Raw genomic sequence first — 18,273 nt, forward strand, 5'->3', positions numbered from 1 at the left:
CTATGACTTATTTGTGCGTACAAGACTGGTATGGCGGTTGGCATACCCACATGGACGCAGTGCGATTACTGTATAGAACCAGTGGTCTCAAAGGCTCTACGCTTCTGTATCTACCAATTGTCAGACAGCTTGGCGATTTGGCTTATCCTTATGTGGCGCGTAACCGTTACCGAATCCCAAACTGGGTGACTACACTGATTTATGGTAAAGCGGTGACGCAGGCCTGCGCAAATGGCGTTTGTAACATGCCGCCAGATAAGCGTTAATTAGACATAAACTCATACGAATTAAGACAAGTAGCAGTACTTTTTGTTGTTTTAACCATGTTCTCTACTGTATTGCTTAACCTTCTCAAGTCATTCGTTTACCTAATACTACACCTCTCTTTAGGATCCTAGATGCGTTACGCCTTTTTTATTACTATCATTGCTCTATTAGAGCTGTTTAGCCTTGGCGCTGCGCTATCTCTTCAGTGGTGGCTGCAGCCTTGGCTGACATCGAGCTTAACTACCGCCGTTTGGGTTTTAGTGTTTGTTGTGACTAATGCTCTGCTAGCGGTGACCTTTAGCAAGCGCTTTGATAATAGTTATCGCTGGATGAGCGCTTGGATGCTCGTTATGCATTATCTGATGCTTACGTCATTATTGATGAGTTTGTTTTATGGCGGGTATCTACTTTTAGTTTCATCGATTTCTATAGAGGGGTATAGCGCTGAGACAGTAGGTTTTGGCTTACGCGTACTGGCGGGGGTTATGTTTATAGCGCTGTTTATATATAGTCTATATTGCGCTTATGTGCCTGTGGTGCGCCGATTATCTATCACGATTAATAAACCCTTAGCAAACTCATTGCGTATCGCAGTAGCGAGTGATTTGCATTTAGGTCAGCTATTCGGTAATAAAGCGATAGATAAGCTACATCATCTGATCCAGGAAAATAAAGCGGATATATTGCTGATGCCAGGCGATATTATGGATGACAATATAAAAGCTTATACCGCTCATAATATGGCGGCTAAATTGACCAAGCTTTGTAGTAGCTTACCCTACGGTGTCTATGCCACTTTAGGCAACCATGACTTATATGGTCATGAGCGGCCGATCAGTAACGCCTTGCAGGATGCTGGCGTGCAACTGTTAAATGATAAAGTGCTGAAGCTTGATTATAAAGGCGAGATAATTTGGCTGATAGGCCGGTTCGATAATCATAAACGCGAGCGCGTCGCTACTACTGATTTGTTGCAGCAAGTTGATACCAGTAAGCCGGTTATACTGCTCGATCATCGGCCAAGCGATATTGATAAGCATAGTCAGCTGCCGACAGATCTACAAGTTTCTGGTCATACTCACAACGGGCAGATATTCCCAGCTAATTTTATCGTCAGAGCGATCAATCGCTTGGGCTATGGTTATAAAGCCATAGGCAAAGGACACTTTGTTGTCTCCTCAGGCTACGGCTTTTGGGGTATTCCTTTTCGCTTGGGGTCGCGCTCTGAGATTTGGCTGATTGAGATGACAGGTCAGTACATAGCGTAAACACTTGCTAAGCGACCAATAACGATTGGGCACTGACGACCTCACGGACAAAACGTGCAAAGTCATTGATGATATATCGCGTTTCTTGCTCTAAGCCATCGTGGACGCTCATCAGATGCATAAAGCCGTGCGGCGCACCTAGTACCGTATAAGTCTCAACCGCTATATCAGCAGCCTTTAACTGATCTGCATAAGCAAAGGCTTCATCGCGTAACACGTCAAGCTCAGAGGCAACGATATAAGTCGGACATACTTTACTATTATCACCAATCATAGGTGAGATCAGCACATGCTCACGTGGTAGCGGGCAGTTCTGCATAAATGCTGCATCAAATACGGCTACGTCAGCATGATCTAATAGCAGGCCTTCGCCGTATAGCTCCCAGCTTGGATAGTCGGTCTCAATATCAGTAACTGGATACAGCGGCATCTGTGCAAGCGGTGCAGGTAGAGTCTGGAGCAGCTTATACATCTGCTGACCGGCCACTCCCAAGTCTGACCATGCCGCCTTAGTTGGGTGAGTCAGCTGCTGCGCAAGTAACGTCGATAAACCGCCACCAGCACTATCTCCTGCTAGAACAATACGTGACGGCGACGCGCCAAGGCTACGACTATTATCAGCCAACCAAGCATAAGCTTTGATCGCATCCTCTAAGGCGGCGGGCGCTGCATGCTCAGGTGCTAAGCGATAGTCCACACTGACCACTGCCCAGCCAGTCTGCGCGCAGACGCGGTGACAAAACTCGTGATGAGTGTCGATATCACCAATACAAAAACCACCACCATGAAAGAACAGCATCACTGTCTCATCAGGATTGTGATTGGTTTTTGCGTGGACGCCCGCCTGATAGCAGCGAATCGTCATATCACCCTCATCAGCATTGGCTATGGTTTTATCTTGCCAATTAACAGCCGCCTCACTGCTTTTGTTAATGAGCTTCAAAGTAGCAAGCTTATTGCTACTTGCTTGTTGCCAGACTTTTGGGTCTTGCATAGCGACCGCATCGGCTGCAAACCTCTTACGCAGCTCTTGCATTTTAGAGAGCTGTAAAGGGGTTTTAAGTTTACCATTGACCGCGATAATCAAGCGTAGATGCGCATTAGCGTTTGGATACTGCTCAGCCGTTGGACCCTCTAGATAGCTTACTAATGCCTCTAGCATGGTATCAGGTAAGTAGCCTAGACCTTTTAGTACATAGTGCAGGGCATGCTGCTGATAGTCGGTCGCTGGCAGCAAGCTTGCAAGCTTTTCACCGACGAGTCTATATTTATTGTCCCCTTCGTTCAGGTGCTCAGCCTCAGCTTGGTTTTCGTGCGCTTGATAGCGTTTAACGCCTTCTAGAGGAGCTAATGTCGGCTTAGAGTTTAAGCTCGCCGCCGCTTTATTTATCAAAGCATTAAGCGATGTGATAGAAGAGCTTGGCATGGTGTTCCTCATTATTGAGTACCGGTCTTTACGACTTTTTATAGCCTTTCATGGTTTAGATTTATGGTTTCGGTACTTTCTATCATTTAGTTTATAGTTCAGTATTTTTTATAAGTAATAGTTGGTAAATAGTCAGTGAGGTCATCATAAATCAATCAAAAGTGCATTTAAGTATCGTTTGGTAATCGTTTACGAGCGAAAAGTAAACTATAAATAATGAGTTAGCTTTAAATGCGGTTTGAGTTGTCCTAGTTTGGTTTATAGAGGTTAAACCTCAAAATTAAAAAAATCCTCGGTTTTAAGCTTGAAATATGGCCTCATAACCTTTATCAATCAGCTATTGAATATGGTTTATAGCGAAGACATTAAAAAGACACTAAACCCTAAATGCATTACAAAATTATCATAAATAATCAGGAGTTATCATGAGCGAACAAAACCCAAACCTACAAGCTGATGACAATAGCGCGAAAGCTGCACACAGTAACCTTGAGCGCAATGAGAGCGTCCTACAAGAAACGATGGATGAGTTTGACCCGCAAAACAACTCAGGCGATGACGCCACTATCGATAACGAGATCGATATCAGTGTTTATGAAGCGCGCATTGCTGAGCTTGAAGGCGAAGTCAAGCAGGCCCGTGAGACCACTGCCCGTGCTAATGCTGAGACTTATAATGCGCAAAAGCGTATGGAGCAAGAGGCCGATAAGAGCAAAAGATTTGCGCTACAAAAATTTGCCAAAGAGTTATTAGAAGTCGTTGATAACTTAGAGCGCGCTATCGAAAACGCCACTTCAGACGACCCTGTTACCGAAGGGGTACGCTTAACGCACAAAGCGCTATTAGATGTACTAAACAGAAACGGCGTAGAGGTTGTCGAACCACAAGGTGAGACATTCAATGCAGACCTGCATGAAGCAGTCGGTATCGATGAAAATGCCGAGCCTGATACGGTTGGTACGGTATTACAAAAAGGCTATAGCCTAAATGGTCGTCTGCTGCGTCCTGCTATGGTTCGCGTCGGCCAATAAGCTTAGCTAATAAGTGAGAGTAGTAAAGAAAACAAGCGAATAAACCTTATTAAATGTAAGGGTATTCACAAAAAATCACACAAAAGCAAATTTTTGCGCTGTTATTGACTTGAAAAAATACTAGCGCAAACCGATATAAAGCAACAAGTGATCATATATGGTCTGATAGTTTGATTTTAGCTTGAGTTTTTGACAGTTTTTTTTGATAGTTTGAACGCAAAAATAGTTTGAACGCAAAAATAGTTTGAACGCACAAAAACGGCAAGCAACCCCAATATAAATTTAACAACATTTGGAGCAAATAATTATGGGTAAAGTAATAGGTATTGACTTAGGAACCACTAACTCATGCGTGGCGGTAATGGAAGGCGATAGCGTTAAGATTATCGAAAACGCGGAAGGTACGCGTACTACTCCTTCTATCGTCGCTTATAAAGATGATGAGATTTTGGTCGGTCAATCTGCCAAACGTCAAGCAGTGACTAACCCAAACAAAACCTTGTTCGCTATCAAGCGTCTGATTGGTCGTCGTTTCGATGACAAAGTCGTGCAAAAAGATATTGGCATGGTACCGTACAAAATTGTCAAAGCTGATAACGGTGATGCTTGGGTCGAGATTAATGACAAAAAACTTGCGCCACCACAAGTCTCTGCTGAAATCTTAAAGAAAATGAAGAAGACAGCTGAAGACTATTTGGGTGAGAGCGTATCAGAAGCGGTTGTAACCGTACCTGCCTACTTTAATGACTCACAGCGTCAAGCAACTAAAGACGCCGGTAAAATCGCAGGCCTTGATGTAAAACGTATTATTAACGAACCAACTGCCGCCGCTCTTGCTTATGGTATGGACAAAAAGCAAGGCGATAGCACCGTTGCCGTTTATGACTTAGGTGGTGGTACGTTTGATATCTCAATCATCGAGATCGCTGATGTCGATGGCGAGCAGCAATTTGAAGTACTCGCGACTAACGGTGATACTTTCTTAGGTGGTGAAGACTTTGACTCCGCGCTTATCGATTATTTAGTTGATGAGTTTAAAAAAGAGCAAGACTTCAACCTAAAAGGCGACTCTCTTGCGATGCAGCGTCTAAAAGAAGCGGCAGAAAAAGCGAAGATTGAGCTATCAAGCGCGCAAAGTACTGAAGTAAACTTGCCTTATATCACAGCTGATAGCAGTGGTCCTAAGCATTTGGTCATCACTATTAGCCGCTCAAAACTTGAGAGTTTAACGGAAGATCTTGTCAAGCGTACGATGGCTCCTTGTAAGATTGCTCTAGAAGATGCTGGTCTAAAAGTTGGCGATATCGATGATGTCATCTTAGTTGGTGGTCAGACGCGTATGCCATTAGTACAGAAGCAAGTAGAAGACTTCTTCGGTCAAGAGCCACGTAAAGACGTTAACCCTGATGAAGCAGTAGCAGCAGGGGCAGCGATCCAAGGCGCAGTATTGTCAGGCGACAAAACCGACGTACTATTGCTTGATGTCACGCCATTGACGCTAGGTATCGAAACGATGGGCGGTGTGATGACGCCAGTTATCGAGAAAAACACCATGATTCCTACCAAGAAATCACAAGTGTTCTCGACGGCAGAAGACAACCAGCCAGCGGTTACCATTCAGGTCTATCAAGGTGAGCGTAAGATTGCTAACCAAAATAAACTATTGGGTCGTTTTGACTTGACTGATATTCCACCAGCGCCGCGCGGTCTACCGCAAATCGAAGTAACTTTCGACATCAACGCTGATGGTATCATGAACATCTCAGCGACTGATAAAGGTACGGGTAAAGCACAAAGTATCCAGATTAAAGCAGACTCTGGCTTGTCGGATGAAGAAGTCGAGCAAATGGTACAAGACGCAGAAGCGAACGCTGCTGAAGATGAGAAGTTTGCAAATCTTGCGCAAGTGCGTAACGAAGCAGACGGCCGTATCCATGCAGTACAAAAAGCCCTTAAAGAAGCAGAAGATAAAGTCACTGAAGAAGAGAAATCATCAGTAGAGACTGCTATCTCTGATCTTGAAGCCGCGACTAAAGAAGACGACTATGACGATATCAAAGCTAAGCTTGAAGCCCTAGATAACGCTTTCTTACCTGTCAGCCAAAAGATCTACGCTGATAGTGGTGCTGGCGCGGAAGGTATGGACCCAGGTCAGTTCCAGCAAGGCACAGAATCAGCTGACGCTACCCAAGCGGATGATGATGTCGTAGATGCTGAGTTCACTGAAGTGGACGAAGACAAGAAGTAATACCAAACCCAAAAACGCGATTAGCTTTGTCAAACTCGCTTAGTCTACTCAATGTAGTCCTTACGCCCGTTTTCCTTGCTACTCACGTTTTTGAGAATGGTAGAATTGGTAAGTAGTTAGATCAAAAAAACGCATCTTTCGAGGTGCGTTTTTTTATGGGTGATATTAGGGCATGTCCTCAACCTGAGCAAAAGCGACTAAACAGACGAAAAATGGCCAAATATTGTTAAACTGTATCAAATAGTCGGACAATATCTCGATATTATCTGTACTATTTTCTTTGTTTAACGATTATTTATTTCATTTTTATCACCATTTCCAAGGTGAGGACACGTCATAAGGTCTATTGAAGTGCGCGCAAATAATATTTGAAAACGCGGCATTAATCGCTTTATGCCTCTAAACCCTGCTTTATCGAATGCTGATTGCCATTCGAATATCACTGAATAAATCAGCCTTTTATTTGCAAAAAATTATTGAGGTGTAGTGGACGCAGTACTACTAGGCGTAGCGCTAAGGTGTTTTATAGTATTTCTTCAGCCTATTGTTTTACAGTAATGAATAAAGTCTAGTTGCCATCATATTGTTACGTGCGCCATCAAACGCTCGCAGTCGGCATGGGTGATGGCGGCGTTCAATACCAAGCGAATACGTGACGTATTGGCAGGGACGGTCGGTGGTCTGATGGGTAGGGCATAAAATCCAGCGGCTTGTAACTGCTGTGCCTTGGCTATAGTGCGCGCATTGTCACCCAAAATATAAGGCACAATAGGCGATTCATAGATAGGATTGGGTGCTGCTGATGATGCACGATGTTCAGGACTGATCGCTTTGCTTAATTGCAAAGAAATCTGTGCCAAATGCTGTCTGCGCATCTGTAACTGCGGCATTTTTGCCAAAATAAACCGTGTCCATGCATGATTGATTGGCGGCAGGGCCGTACTAAAAATTAGCGAGCGCATATGGTTAATAAGCCATGACTTAACCGTTTCATCACATAAAATATAAGCGCCAACCGATGCAAACGCTTTACCAAAAGTACCAACCAAATAGTTAATATCAGCAAGGGTTTGCGTTTCCTCAGCCAATCCTAACCCTTGCTTGCCAAGCACACCGACTGCATGCGCCTCATCAATATACAGCTCAATGCGGCTGTCAGTGGCTTTGAGCTCGACCAAGGCCTGCAAATCAGCTCGATCACCATCCATGCTAAAGATGCTTTCGGTGACGATAATGATACGCTCAACATTATTTTCAGCTTGCTCGATCAACTCCACCAAATGAGCGTAATCATTATGTCGATAGCGACAATAATCGCATAGCTTGCTTTTGCTAAGCCGAATACCATCAATGACACTGGCATGTATCAGTGTATCTGAAAGAATAAGTGTCTTGACAGGTAGCGCCGTTAACGCTGGTAATATGCCAATGTTGGCATGATAGCCGCTGTTTAGTACTAGCGCTGATTTTGTCGCAGTTTTGTTTGATGTCTCTGCCATCTCATACCATGCTTGCAGCTCGTCTTCTAGCGCTTGTAGCTGCGCATCATTGCCTGTCAAGAGCCGTGACGATGTGGCGCTCATTTTTGGCAGGTACATTGTTGGTTGCTGCTCTATATAGTCAAAAAATTCACGCTGAAGCCCAGTATCACTGCCCAAGCCTAGATAGTCGTTGCTGGCAATATTGAGTAGAGTATTACCGCCACTGACCACATATCGGCCCTGATGCTCAATACTTGGTAGCTGACGATACTGCTGTTTGTCTTTGAGTTGTAAGAGCGCGGTGTGCAGCCGCGTGTTAATAGAAGCTGGCATATAGAATTGTCCTTAAACTTGTTTTTCTTTAAAAATGACGATAACTGAAAGCTAATGAGTAGGAATTATTGCACAAAAACGTGATGTGTAACAAAAAGTTTCATATACTGACCTTTGTAACCCACACACTGATAAACGCTTTCAAATCTTAACTCGCATACCATTAAACACTGACAGAGTGTTTGAAATAGTTTGTTACTATGTACCCATCGTTAGCAAACAAGGCGATAGGGCCAAAAGGTCAATACAACTAAATAACTTGTTTGTCCAAATTTGCTTGAAGGAGCTAATAATGAAAACTCTACAAAAAACTATACTTGCACTAGCCACTGGTTCTTTACTGACTGTAGGTGCAAACGCCGCTGTCACTTATGGTAACGGCTACACTGGTCAGCCATACGTTGGTGCTAAAGTCGGTCAATTTGATCTAGATATCGACAATGCTGATGATCCAACTGCATACGGTGTTTATGCTGGTTATAACTTCGATCCTAACTTTGGTATGGAAGCTGAGTATGTTGGTTCAGATGATGCTGATTTCAGAGGCGGTGATATTGATGCTAAAACATACGGCGCTTATGGTACCTACCGTTACGCATTCCCAAACACTGGTTTATACGCAAAAGGTAAACTAGGTGTAGCAAAAACTGAAGTGGAAGCATCTAATACCGTTGCAGGTTTATATGATGGTTCAGATGACGATACTAACCTCGCTGGTGGTGTAGGTCTTGGTTACGCAGTAAACCCTGACTTCAGTGTCGAAGCTGAATATGACATGCTAGGTAGCGATGCAGATCTTATGACTGTTGGCGCTCAGCTGAAGTTCTAAGGCATTGATTGATTACAATTTATATTTATATATCAGATAAAAAACGATCGCTTTGGCGGTCGTTTTTTTATGTGGCAAAGGTTATTCGGCATTTTTTGATTTCATCTAAGATATGGGCGTTGTGTTATGAGTGGTGTATATTGATGATTTTTAAGAGGTTATAAACGCTCAAAGTATGCTACATTGAAAGCTAGGATAGCAAGCTAGGATGATTCAAACAGGGTAGGTGGCAATGATGGAGATGTTTTTGATGATTGAACCTTGGCATTGGTTGGTCTTGGGTTTCTCCTTGATGATTGCTGAGATATTCATTCCAACCTTTGCCAGTCTTTGGTTCGGTGCGGCTGCGGTGATCGTTGCTGCCTTAGCATGGTTGCTGCCTATTCCGCTATTATTTCAGGTATTGATCTGGCTTACGCTATCGGTTTTATTTATGTTTGCTTGGGTCAAATACATCAAGCCGTTGTCCATGAGCCGTAAAAAGGCTGCGCAACATAGTAATTTAATTATTGGTGAGACGGGCATGATCGTGGTCAAACCGCAAAAAGGCATTTCAGGTATGGTGCGCTTTAACGTGCCCATTTGGGGTGCAGATGAGTGGCCATGCCGCACAGCAGGCGTGAATGTCGAGACAGGTGATCGTGTGGTGGTCATAAAGGTGGTCGGCGATGAGCTAATCGTTGCGCCTTCGCAGCGCCTCCAAGCACCTAAAACCATACGGCCAAACATTACTCCGACGATTAACAGTCAAGTGCCTGCCAAACAATCTAAAGCGAGTAGACTGAGCTTGCACAAACCTGATCTCGAAGAGAGAGGCACTAGCAAATAACGCGTTATGACATCCCAAAAGTTTTTGGATCAAGACAAAAAAGGACACAAACCACGTCGCTGTCAAAAAAGCGAGGGTCAAGGAGAATGAGATGAACAGTATCTTGAGTAGTTTAAATGGTGTCGGTATCGTGATGCTGGTATTGGCAGCATTGGTGATTTTTACCGTTTTTAAAGGCGTTTGTATTGTCCCGCAAGGGTACAAGTGGGTCGTGCAACGGCTGGGTAAATATCAGCAAACTCTAGAGCCTGGCTTTAGTATCATCATTCCTTTTGTGGATAGAGTCGCTTATAAAGTCACCACCAAAGACATCGTACTAGATATCCCATCTCAAGAAGTCATCACCCGTGATAACGTGGTCATCATCGCTAATGCTGTGGCTTATATCAACATCTTGCGTCCAGACAAAGCGGTCTACGGTATTGAAGATTATGAACATGGTATCCGCAATTTGGTACAAACCTCCTTGCGCTCGATCATCGGTGAGATGGATTTGGATAACGCACTATCTAGTCGTGATGAGATTAAAGCCTTGCTCAAACATGCGATCTCAGAAGATATCGCCGATTGGGGTATTACGCTTAAAACCGTAGAGATTCAAGACATTAATCCCTCGCAAACCATGCAAGCCTCTATGGAAGAGCAGGCAGCGGCAGAGCGTCTACGCCGAGCGACCGTTACTCGTGCTGATGGTCAAAAACAAGCTGCTATTTTGGAAGCAGATGGACGTCTTGAGGCTTCACGCCGTGATGCTGAAGCGCAAGTGGTACTAGCTAAAGGTTCTGAGGAGTCTATTCGCTTGATTACCGCTGCGATGGGTGATGAAGAGATGCCCATTGTCTACTTACTTGGCGAGCAGTATATTAAGTCAATTCGTGACTTGGCAGAATCGGACAACTCAAAAATGGTGGTGCTACCGGCCGATATCTTAAGTACGGTTAAAGGGATGGTTGGTGATAAGTTTAAGGTGTAACAACGCTACGGTTAAGCGCTCATATTGACATAACAAAAGACCTCAAAAACGAGGTCTTTTTTGTGCATAAAGTATTTTTTAAAGTACGTTAAATGACTTTAGAAAAGCGGTTTTTATGTTTCTTCGCTAAGTATTCATCAAACACCATAGCGACGTTACGGCCCAAAAAGCGACCTTTAGGCATAATACGGATACCTGCCGCATCCATATCGATAAGCTTGTCTTCTTGCATCGCGCCAAGCTGCTTTATCTCATCGATAAAGTAAGTAATCGCATCGATACCGAATTTTTGATTGATGTCTTTAAAATCAATATAGTCATGACAGAGTAAGTTCATAATCACATACTCACGCAGACGATCTTTGATAGAGGTTTTAATGACTTTCGCTGCGGGCATAACATTAGGATTGCTGCGGGCTGCGTTAATTGTCTCTTGATAAACCGTCAAATCGGTATGATTTTGTAAAATATAGCGGGTGTTAGCATTTGCAATCTGACTGATGGCAGAGACGCCAAAACCTAATAAATCACAGTCGCCCATGATAGTGTAGCCCTGAAAATTACGGTGCAATTTGCCCGCACGCTGGGCTATCGCTAGCTCATCATCAGGCAGGGCAAAATGGTCAATCCCTATGTACTGATAGCCGGCCTCGGTCAGCGTGTTTACGGTATCTGCAAGCATAGACAGCTTATCACTTGGGCTGGGCAGATCTTCGTCTTTGATTTGTCTTTGGGCTTTAAAACGCTCGGGCAAATGCGCGTAGTTAAATACCGATAAGCGATCGGGCGACATCTTGATAATACGGTCTACTGTCTTTGCAAAAGTAGCTGGCGTTTGATGCGGCAGACCATAAATCAGATCAAGGTTTATGGAATGAAACCCAAGCGCTCTTGCTTCAGTCATAATATTAGCGATGAGCTCTGCGGAGTGGACACGATTGACCGCGATTTGTACCGCTTCTTCTAGATCCTGTACGCCGAGGCTAATACGGTTAAAGCCAAGACTACGTAGCGTCTGCAAGGTGTTATCACCCAGCTCACGCGGATCGATTTCAATAGAATAATCGCCTTCGTCTTCAGGCAAAAACTCAAACTGAGTCTGTAAAAACTCCCACAGCTGTACCATCTCCTCGTCACGCAAGAATGTCGGAGTACCCCCGCCTAAATGCAGCTGTTTGACGACTGGGTTCTTGCTACCTTCAGTGGTCAGCAAGCGCCGCTTGAGTTTAATCTCAGCGATGAGATACTCTAAGTAGTCGCCTGAATCGCTATTTTTCTTAGTGATGATTTTATTACAAGCGCAGTAATAGCAAAGGTGACGACAAAAGGGAATATGAAAATATAGCGATAAGGGCGCGCGTGCTTCACGGCTTTGAAGGATTTTAGTCTCTAAACCATCAGCTATCTCTGTAAATTCTAAAGCGGTCGGGTAAGAGGTGTAGCGTGGCCCTGAGCGATTATATTTATGAATAAGTGCCTGATCAAAAGTAGGCAGCTGCTTATTGCCGCTATCGCCACGTAAACTTGCATAAGGGTTTTGGGTTTCAACTACAGGACGTGCGGTAGTCGGTTGCTCACCTGCATGATTATAAGGCTGCTGAGTGTTCTGTTCTGAATAGTCTGTCATGCGGTATTCCTCGTTTTGACCCATAGTGGCTATAGCATCGCTTTTTTGTGCTGCCAGATGATAACGTTTGCAGTAACAGCTTGGCTATTATAGCAACTGTCTTAAAATATGGTCATTATTATACCAAATCCCTACTTTTAGTATGGTATATCGTGATGGTTTTTAGCATCAATATTGACGGCTTTGGTTTGAGATGATTGTTTTAATGTCCTACCTATATTTTTTATAAAACACGACATTTGCACGCTGATAAATAATACTTTATCATCGATTAATCTCTAATATTAGGAAACGCTCATGTCGTTTGCGCAAGTTTATACCCGTTCGGTCGTCGGTCTACATGCGCCAAAAGTGATTATAGAAGTACATTTATCCCAAGGTCTGCCAGCGCTTACTATCGTCGGCTTACCAGAAGCGGCCGTACGCGAGAGTAAAGATCGAGTACGCTCCGCTATTCTTAATTCTGGCTTTCAGTTTCCTAATCGGCGACTAACGATCAATCTAGCACCTGCTGATTTGCCAAAGGACGGCGCCCGTCTTGATTTGCCAATTGCTATTGGCATCTTAGCCGCAAGTGGTCAGCTCGATCCGGAGATGTTAGCAGGGTTTGAGTTTATCGGTGAGCTGGCGCTCAATGGCGATCTGCGGCAGGTAACGGGAAGTTTGGCAGTAGCGCGAGCGATAAGAGCAGAGGCCTTGGCGGCAAAGACTGCAAAAGCAGCACCAGCGCAAACAAAAAATTCAGCAGACAAAATCGCCGCAAACCCGTCTATACAATTAGTCGTGCCTATCGATAATGGTATGGAAGCCAGCCGCGTTGAAGGTGTAGAGGTACTAGGCGCGACAAGCCTACAGTCGGTATGTCAGCACTTACAGTCGTTAGCAGACCCAAACGCAAGCACTGAGCGCTTAGAAGTCGTCACTCCTAGTACAACGCAAGAGCGAGTAGGTTATAAAGTGGACTTGGCAGATGTTAAAGGTCAACACCATGCACGGCGCGCCTTAGAGATTGCAGCGGCTGGCGGGCATTCACTACTATTCACAGGACCGCCGGGTTCGGGCAAGACGTTAATGGCGTCAAGATTGCCAACGATTTTGCCAGACTTAAGCGCTGAGGACGCGCTAGAAGTGGCGAGCACTTACTCCGTCGCCGATAGCGATTATGATTATGGTACGAGGCCTTTCAGGCAAGTTCATCACACGATATCAGCAGTAGCACTCGTTGGCGGCGGCTCACGCCCAAAACCTGGCGAGATAACTTTGGCCAATAAAGGCGTGCTGTTCCTTGATGAGTTGCCTGAGTTTGAGCGCAGCGTGCTTGAAGTATTGCGTCAGCCATTGGAGGCTAAGCAAATCACCATTAGCCGCGCTAACTCACAGATGACTTTTCCGGCTAACTTTCAGCTCGTTGCGGCGATGAATCCTTGTCCTTGCGGTTATGATGGCGACGTCTCTAACCGCTGTCGCTGTCGTCCTGAACAGATTAAGCGCTATCAAGATAAGCTTTCAGGACCGCTATTAGACCGCATTGATTTGCATATCACGGTGCCGGCGCTCCCTATAGCCGACTTGCAAAATAGTAGTCGAGGAGAGAGCTCAGAAACCGTTAGAGCGCGCGTCACGGCTGCCAATGAACGACAAATCCGCAGACAGAATAAAGCGAATAATGAGCTAAGTCCTAGTGAGCTTGATCAGTATGTGGAGCTCGGCGCAAGCGAGCAGCAGCTATTACAAATGGCGCAGCAGCGCTTGAACCTATCAGCGCGTGGTTACCACCGGGTACTGCGAGTGGCGCGTACCATTGCTGATCTGGCAGACAGTACTGATATTACTAGTGCTCACGTCTCTGAGGCGCTCAGCTATCGCAGTAAGTAAATTATTATAAAAACCTAGTTGGCGTAGGCTGCGGCTTTAGCCCAGCTTAAAGTTCTGCAAAAGTACAGGGCTGGGCTAAAAGCGCCAGCCTACAAAGTCTAAATAAATTCAAAATGTAGCTAATCAGTATTTATCAATGGCTATACAGCCTCTAGTATTTAAAACAAGCCCGTAATATGACCTGTATCATCGACATCGATATGCTCAGCTGAGGGGTGTTTAGGCAAGCCAGGTATTTTCATAATAGTGCCACACATCACTACGATAAACCCCGCGCCACTTGAGACGCTGATGTCGCGCACATGAAGGGTAAAATCAGTTGGTCGTCCTAGCAGCTTGGCATTATCGCTCAGCGAGTACTGAGTCTTAGCAATACAAACTGGCATCTTATCTAAATTCAGCTGCTCCAACTGGCGTATTTTTGATTGGGCAAGCGAGCTGATATCGATATCAGCCGCGCCATAAATACGCTGCGCCACCGTGCGGATTTTATCGGCAATACTATTATCACTATCATACGAAAACTGAAACTGGCTTGACGGGTTTTCTTCGTTCTCAAATAACTGTAGTAGCGTATTTGCCAACTCCTCACCGCCCGCGCCGCCTTTTTCCCAGACTTGCGTTAAGGCAACCTCGACGCCTCTCGCTTGGCAAGCCTGCCGAACCAGCTCAACCTCTGCGTCAGTGTCGCTGACGAAGTGATTGATAGCGACGACGACGGGTAGGCCGTACACCTCACGCATATTTTCAATGTGTTTAAATAAATTAGGCAAGCCTTGTTCAAGCGCCGATAGGTTCTCTTGGGTCAGCTCGTTTTTAAGGGCGCCGCCGTTATATTTTAAGGCACGAATGGTGGCGACGATAATCGCAGCATCGGGCGCAAGTCCTGATAGGCGACACTTTATATCACAGAACTTTTGCGCGCCAAGATCAGCACCAAAGCCCGCTTCAGTAAGCGTATAATCGGCTAAATGCTGTGCCACACGGGTCGCGATAACTGAGTTACAACCATGAGCGATATTAGCAAACGGACCGCCATGTACCAAAGCTGGCGTGCCTTCTATCGTCTGTACCAAATTAGGTTTGATCGCTTCTTTTAACAGCGCTGCCATAGCGCCTTGTGCCTTAAGATCACGAGCATAGATAGGCTGCTTACCTGTATCCAAAGCGACTAAGATATTACCTAGACGCTGCTTGAGATCGGCAAGGTCTGTCGCCAAACAAAATATAGCCATCACCTCTGAAGCTACAGTAATATCAAAGCCGTCTTCTCGGGCAACGCCGTCAGTGCGCTTGCCTAAGCCGCCGATGATACTACGTAGTTGTCGATCATTCATATCTACTGCGCGCCGCCAAAATACTTGCTTAGGATCGATGCTGAGCGCATTACCTTGATAAATATGATTATCAATCAGTGCCGCTAATAAGTTGTTAGCCGCGCCAATCGCATGGAAATCGCCAGTAAAGTGTAGATTGATATCTTCCATCGGTAGCACCTGCGCGTAACCGCCACCCGCTGCGCCGCCTTTCATCCCAAATACTGGGCCTAAGGAAGGTTCACGTAAAGCCACGGTGGTCAACTTACCATCGCCTTTTTTTCTATGCAGACGATTTAGCGCGTCGGCTAAGCCTATAGTGACTGTGGTTTTACCTTCGCCTGCGGGCGTCGGATTGATCGCTGTGACTAATATTAATTTGCTGTTTTTGGCTTTAGCGGGCCTACTTAGCACCTCGCTGACATTTATTTTCGCTTTATAATGGCCATAAGGCTCAATATCATCTATCGATAGATTTAACGTTTTGACAATATCTTTTATAGGGTACAAAGTTGCATTTTGGGCGATAGCAATATCACTAGGAACGTCCATATTAGGTCTCTTTTTTATCTAAAAGGTAGCGAGTCAAAGTGGCAAAGTTATCAAAGGCCTGCGTCGGCTGGAAGTCGCGAATATCTTGACCGTAGTTATACCCATAAGAGAGCGCGAGGGTATCCATGCCAGCATTCTGCCCGGCTAATATGTCGTTCTTTGAGTCGCCTATCATCACCGCCTTATCTGGCATTACTCCTAACTTATCACAAACGTGCAATAGCGGCGCAGGATCCGGCTTTTTGGTTGATAAGCTATCACCGCCTAATACTTGTACAAACCACTCCTGCCAGCCAAACGAGCGCAAGATTTTGGGCACAAAACGAATGGGCTTATTGGTCACTAAGGCTAAGGTAAATCCGGCGTCATGCAATTGTTTTAGACCTTTATCAACATCAGGGTAAGCGACCGTTTTACTCGCTTTAAGATTGCTATAAGCGTCAAGAAACAGCTGCTCAGCATGATCGACCTCTAGCTGGGTCAGCTCGTTTTCGCCGACTTCTGTCTTGCCAACCAAAGCGCGCTCTACTAGTAGCCGTGAGCCATTACCGACCCAACCTTTTATAGTTTCGAGTGAGTAGGTGGGCAAGCCTAGCTGTTCAAGCATAATATTAATCGCTGCTGCCAAATCAGGAACGCTATCGATCAAAGTACCATCAAAATCAAAAATCAAAAGTTGCTTATTTTGCATAAGTTTTTACTCATCATTACGGCGTGTTATTTATTCAAAGAAGCCAAAAAACAGCTGTCAGCTGCGCCACTCTAACACAGCAAAAGTTTCAAACTACTTAGTTATAACGATATAAGTTACTCAACGTCTTTATAACGCTCGCGGTGCTGTTTTTTCATTCTTAAGTAGTCCTCATTTTTGCGGCACTCGTCCCACTTAGCTTTAAATATCCGCGCCGATTCTGCCTTAACGGGGTCTTCCTCTTGACGAGGTAATTCCTCGCGACCATGCGCGCCGCTTTGACCTTTTTTATCATCGGGCACAGGACCTTTGTACTTTTTACCGCCTTTATGGTTGGCATAGCGGCGAGCACGAGTGTAACCCATCTGGATGAACTTACGTGCCATATCCGCGCCAACGAAGTCATCATCTGCTAAATAATCTAAGAACATCTTATAAATGGTTTCACTGCTCTCATGCGCAATATCAGGGGTAGCAAAGCGCCAATGCGGCAGTATCTCAGATTTATAAGGCTCAACGAGCAACACGCCTTGCTCGCCGCGGCCAACACGGTATAGCTCAGGGTGCTTACGTAGATCTAGATTCTTATAATCCAAATCGTAATCAAACTCTCTCATCTAAACGCTCCTATCATAGCTGCCTTTTTATCAATAGTACCCTTTGTCAGTAGTGCTACTCAGTATACTGAGCAAGTCACAAGGAAAAGTAGCGTAAAAATGTTATGAATGGGTGCGTTTCTTACAGGCATAAAAAAACCTCAAACGCGAGCGTCTGAGGTTTTAGGTGCTTATTTAAAAGCTAAATGAGATCAACGAAATGGTGGCTCGAGGCAGGATCGAACTGCCGACACACGGATTTTCAATCCGTTGCTCTACCGACTGAGCTATCGAGCCGTCTTCGCTGAGGACGCTATTAAACTAAATATAAGCGGTGCTGTCAAGACATTTTTATCTTTTGTGGCTAAATAATCAGATTCGATGCAAATCTTAGTCTTTAACTCTGATTAATTCGTAGTCGCTCATGATCTGATGGATATCGTTATCGACAGGGACAAACTGACGCACGCCTTTTTTGACCTCCGCGTCATAGACCATCTTGATGAACTTCGCGTCGATTGCGCGGCCTTTGTTTTGCTCATGCACAGTTAGATATTGCAAGCGCTTAGCATTGGTCTGCCCATCATCAAAGCAGCCAACTGCGGCAATGGGCTTGTCATTGAACATGCCAACATATAGGTATTGACCACGCTTAAAGCCATTTTCGATGATATTTAATACCTCCTCGCCGCTAGGCTGCGTATCGTCAGCGTCATACATGGTCTCTAAGCGCTCGGCAAGCTCATTGTCGCGAGCAGGTTTTTTGATTAAAGGCGCATTTAAATCGTTAATCGCAATGGCTTCTAAAGGCATGATGTATCCTATTGTCTTATGAGTGCTAACCGTATTAAGTAAAACAACCGACTAAACAAGCGTCATTAGGGCGTGTTGAACATTCGACCTTGGCACTGACAGAGACTATTTTTTAGGC

At 44.9% G+C, this 18,273-nt stretch carries 15 protein-coding genes and 1 tRNA gene; 8 read left to right on the forward strand and 8 right to left on the reverse strand.

Going from position 1 to position 18,273, the window contains the following annotated elements; translation table 11 throughout:
* The first annotated feature begins 2 nt into the window (after nucleotides 1-2).
* Nucleotides 3-266: a DUF393 domain-containing protein gene (locus tag I3248_RS05730; protein WP_238062896.1), complete on the forward strand. Its 264-nt coding sequence runs from the start codon at nucleotides 3-5 to the stop codon at nucleotides 264-266.
* 132 nt (nucleotides 267-398) lie between these two features.
* The gene (locus I3248_RS05735; RefSeq protein ID WP_238062897.1) at nucleotides 399-1,535 is read left to right on the forward strand and encodes a metallophosphoesterase; all 1,137 of its coding nucleotides are present in this window, start codon (nucleotides 399-401) and stop codon (nucleotides 1,533-1,535) included.
* 7 nt (nucleotides 1,536-1,542) lie between these two features.
* On the opposite strand, the gene I3248_RS05740 is transcribed toward I3248_RS05735, so the two are convergent.
* Nucleotides 1,543-2,961, reverse strand: coding sequence for an alpha/beta hydrolase (locus tag I3248_RS05740; protein WP_238062898.1), 1,419 nt, complete (start codon nucleotides 2,959-2,961; stop codon nucleotides 1,543-1,545).
* 425 nt (nucleotides 2,962-3,386) lie between these two features.
* Between I3248_RS05740 and grpE the strand changes: the two genes are divergently transcribed.
* The gene (grpE, locus tag I3248_RS05745; RefSeq protein ID WP_201603937.1) at nucleotides 3,387-3,992 is read left to right on the forward strand and encodes a nucleotide exchange factor GrpE; all 606 of its coding nucleotides are present in this window, start codon (nucleotides 3,387-3,389) and stop codon (nucleotides 3,990-3,992) included.
* Between the two features lie 307 nt (nucleotides 3,993-4,299).
* Nucleotides 4,300-6,240, forward strand: coding sequence for a molecular chaperone DnaK (gene dnaK / locus I3248_RS05750; protein WP_238062899.1), 1,941 nt, complete (start codon nucleotides 4,300-4,302; stop codon nucleotides 6,238-6,240).
* 578 nt (nucleotides 6,241-6,818) lie between these two features.
* On the opposite strand, the gene I3248_RS05755 is transcribed toward dnaK, so the two are convergent.
* A complete protein-coding gene (locus I3248_RS05755; protein WP_201556987.1) occupies nucleotides 6,819-8,054 on the reverse strand; it encodes an 8-amino-7-oxononanoate synthase in 1,236 nt (411 codons plus the stop codon).
* Between the two features lie 292 nt (nucleotides 8,055-8,346).
* Between I3248_RS05755 and I3248_RS05760 the strand changes: the two genes are divergently transcribed.
* The 3 genes from I3248_RS05760 to I3248_RS05770 all read left to right on the forward strand — a co-directional run bounded on the left by I3248_RS05760 (nucleotide 8,347) and on the right by I3248_RS05770 (nucleotide 10,685).
* A complete protein-coding gene (locus tag I3248_RS05760; protein WP_201556986.1) occupies nucleotides 8,347-8,883 on the forward strand; it encodes a porin family protein in 537 nt (178 codons plus the stop codon).
* A gap of 232 nt (nucleotides 8,884-9,115) precedes the next feature.
* The gene (locus I3248_RS05765; protein WP_346268421.1) at nucleotides 9,116-9,712 is read left to right on the forward strand and encodes an NfeD family protein; all 597 of its coding nucleotides are present in this window, start codon (nucleotides 9,116-9,118) and stop codon (nucleotides 9,710-9,712) included.
* 91 nt (nucleotides 9,713-9,803) lie between these two features.
* Nucleotides 9,804-10,685: an SPFH domain-containing protein gene (locus I3248_RS05770; protein WP_238062900.1), complete on the forward strand. Its 882-nt coding sequence runs from the start codon at nucleotides 9,804-9,806 to the stop codon at nucleotides 10,683-10,685.
* Nucleotides 10,686-10,773: 88 nt separating this feature from the next.
* Here the strand turns inward: I3248_RS05770 and hemN are convergent, their stop codons facing one another.
* Complete coding sequence (hemN, locus tag I3248_RS05775) at nucleotides 10,774-12,312, reverse strand: oxygen-independent coproporphyrinogen III oxidase (protein ID WP_238062901.1); 1,539 nt, start codon at nucleotides 12,310-12,312, stop codon at nucleotides 10,774-10,776.
* 297 nt (nucleotides 12,313-12,609) lie between these two features.
* Between hemN and I3248_RS05780 the strand changes: the two genes are divergently transcribed.
* Nucleotides 12,610-14,187, forward strand: a complete 1,578-nt coding sequence (locus tag I3248_RS05780; protein ID WP_238062902.1) for a YifB family Mg chelatase-like AAA ATPase — start codon at nucleotides 12,610-12,612, stop codon at nucleotides 14,185-14,187.
* 158 nt (nucleotides 14,188-14,345) lie between these two features.
* On the opposite strand, the gene I3248_RS05785 is transcribed toward I3248_RS05780, so the two are convergent.
* The 5 genes from I3248_RS05785 to I3248_RS05805 form a co-directional block, all read right to left on the reverse strand.
* The gene (locus tag I3248_RS05785) at nucleotides 14,346-16,055 is read right to left on the reverse strand and encodes a formate--tetrahydrofolate ligase (RefSeq protein ID WP_238062903.1); all 1,710 of its coding nucleotides are present in this window, start codon (nucleotides 16,053-16,055) and stop codon (nucleotides 14,346-14,348) included.
* Nucleotide 16,056: 1 nt separating this feature from the next.
* Nucleotides 16,057-16,746, reverse strand: a complete 690-nt coding sequence (locus I3248_RS05790; RefSeq protein WP_238062904.1) for a phosphoglycolate phosphatase — start codon at nucleotides 16,744-16,746, stop codon at nucleotides 16,057-16,059.
* A 116-nt stretch (nucleotides 16,747-16,862) separates the two neighbouring features.
* A complete protein-coding gene (locus I3248_RS05795; protein WP_201603950.1) occupies nucleotides 16,863-17,363 on the reverse strand; it encodes a DUF4385 domain-containing protein in 501 nt (166 codons plus the stop codon).
* A gap of 200 nt (nucleotides 17,364-17,563) precedes the next feature.
* A tRNA-Phe gene (locus tag I3248_RS05800) sits at nucleotides 17,564-17,639 on the reverse strand.
* Nucleotides 17,640-17,732: 93 nt separating this feature from the next.
* Nucleotides 17,733-18,155, reverse strand: coding sequence for a hypothetical protein (locus I3248_RS05805; RefSeq protein WP_201556975.1), 423 nt, complete (start codon nucleotides 18,153-18,155; stop codon nucleotides 17,733-17,735).
* Between the last annotated feature and the right edge of the window lie 118 nt (nucleotides 18,156-18,273).

Source organism: Psychrobacter sp. Ps3 (genome assembly GCF_022129275.1).
Classification (GTDB): Bacteria; Pseudomonadota; Gammaproteobacteria; order Pseudomonadales; family Moraxellaceae; genus Psychrobacter; species Psychrobacter submarinus.

What these genes read in the sequence shown, in the direction of transcription:
- I3248_RS05730 (WP_238062896.1), top strand. Translation starts at nt 3, where the DNA reads ATGACTTATTTGTGCGTACAAGACTGGTATGGCGGTTGGCATACCCAC.
- I3248_RS05735 (WP_238062897.1), top strand. Translation starts at nt 399, where the DNA reads ATGCGTTACGCCTTTTTTATTACTATCATTGCTCTATTAGAGCTGTTT.
- I3248_RS05740 (WP_238062898.1), bottom strand. Translation starts at nt 2,961, where the DNA reads ATGCCAAGCTCTTCTATCACATCGCTTAATGCTTTGATAAATAAAGCG.
- grpE (WP_201603937.1), top strand. Translation starts at nt 3,387, where the DNA reads ATGAGCGAACAAAACCCAAACCTACAAGCTGATGACAATAGCGCGAAA.
- dnaK (WP_238062899.1), top strand. Translation starts at nt 4,300, where the DNA reads ATGGGTAAAGTAATAGGTATTGACTTAGGAACCACTAACTCATGCGTG.
- I3248_RS05755 (WP_201556987.1), bottom strand. Translation starts at nt 8,054, where the DNA reads ATGCCAGCTTCTATTAACACGCGGCTGCACACCGCGCTCTTACAACTC.
- I3248_RS05760 (WP_201556986.1), top strand. Translation starts at nt 8,347, where the DNA reads ATGAAAACTCTACAAAAAACTATACTTGCACTAGCCACTGGTTCTTTA.
- I3248_RS05765 (WP_346268421.1), top strand. Translation starts at nt 9,116, where the DNA reads ATGATGGAGATGTTTTTGATGATTGAACCTTGGCATTGGTTGGTCTTG.
- I3248_RS05770 (WP_238062900.1), top strand. Translation starts at nt 9,804, where the DNA reads ATGAACAGTATCTTGAGTAGTTTAAATGGTGTCGGTATCGTGATGCTG.
- hemN (WP_238062901.1), bottom strand. Translation starts at nt 12,312, where the DNA reads ATGACAGACTATTCAGAACAGAACACTCAGCAGCCTTATAATCATGCA.
- I3248_RS05780 (WP_238062902.1), top strand. Translation starts at nt 12,610, where the DNA reads ATGTCGTTTGCGCAAGTTTATACCCGTTCGGTCGTCGGTCTACATGCG.
- I3248_RS05785 (WP_238062903.1), bottom strand. Translation starts at nt 16,055, where the DNA reads ATGGACGTTCCTAGTGATATTGCTATCGCCCAAAATGCAACTTTGTAC.
- I3248_RS05790 (WP_238062904.1), bottom strand. Translation starts at nt 16,746, where the DNA reads ATGCAAAATAAGCAACTTTTGATTTTTGATTTTGATGGTACTTTGATC.
- I3248_RS05795 (WP_201603950.1), bottom strand. Translation starts at nt 17,363, where the DNA reads ATGAGAGAGTTTGATTACGATTTGGATTATAAGAATCTAGATCTACGT.
- I3248_RS05805 (WP_201556975.1), bottom strand. Translation starts at nt 18,155, where the DNA reads ATGCCTTTAGAAGCCATTGCGATTAACGATTTAAATGCGCCTTTAATC.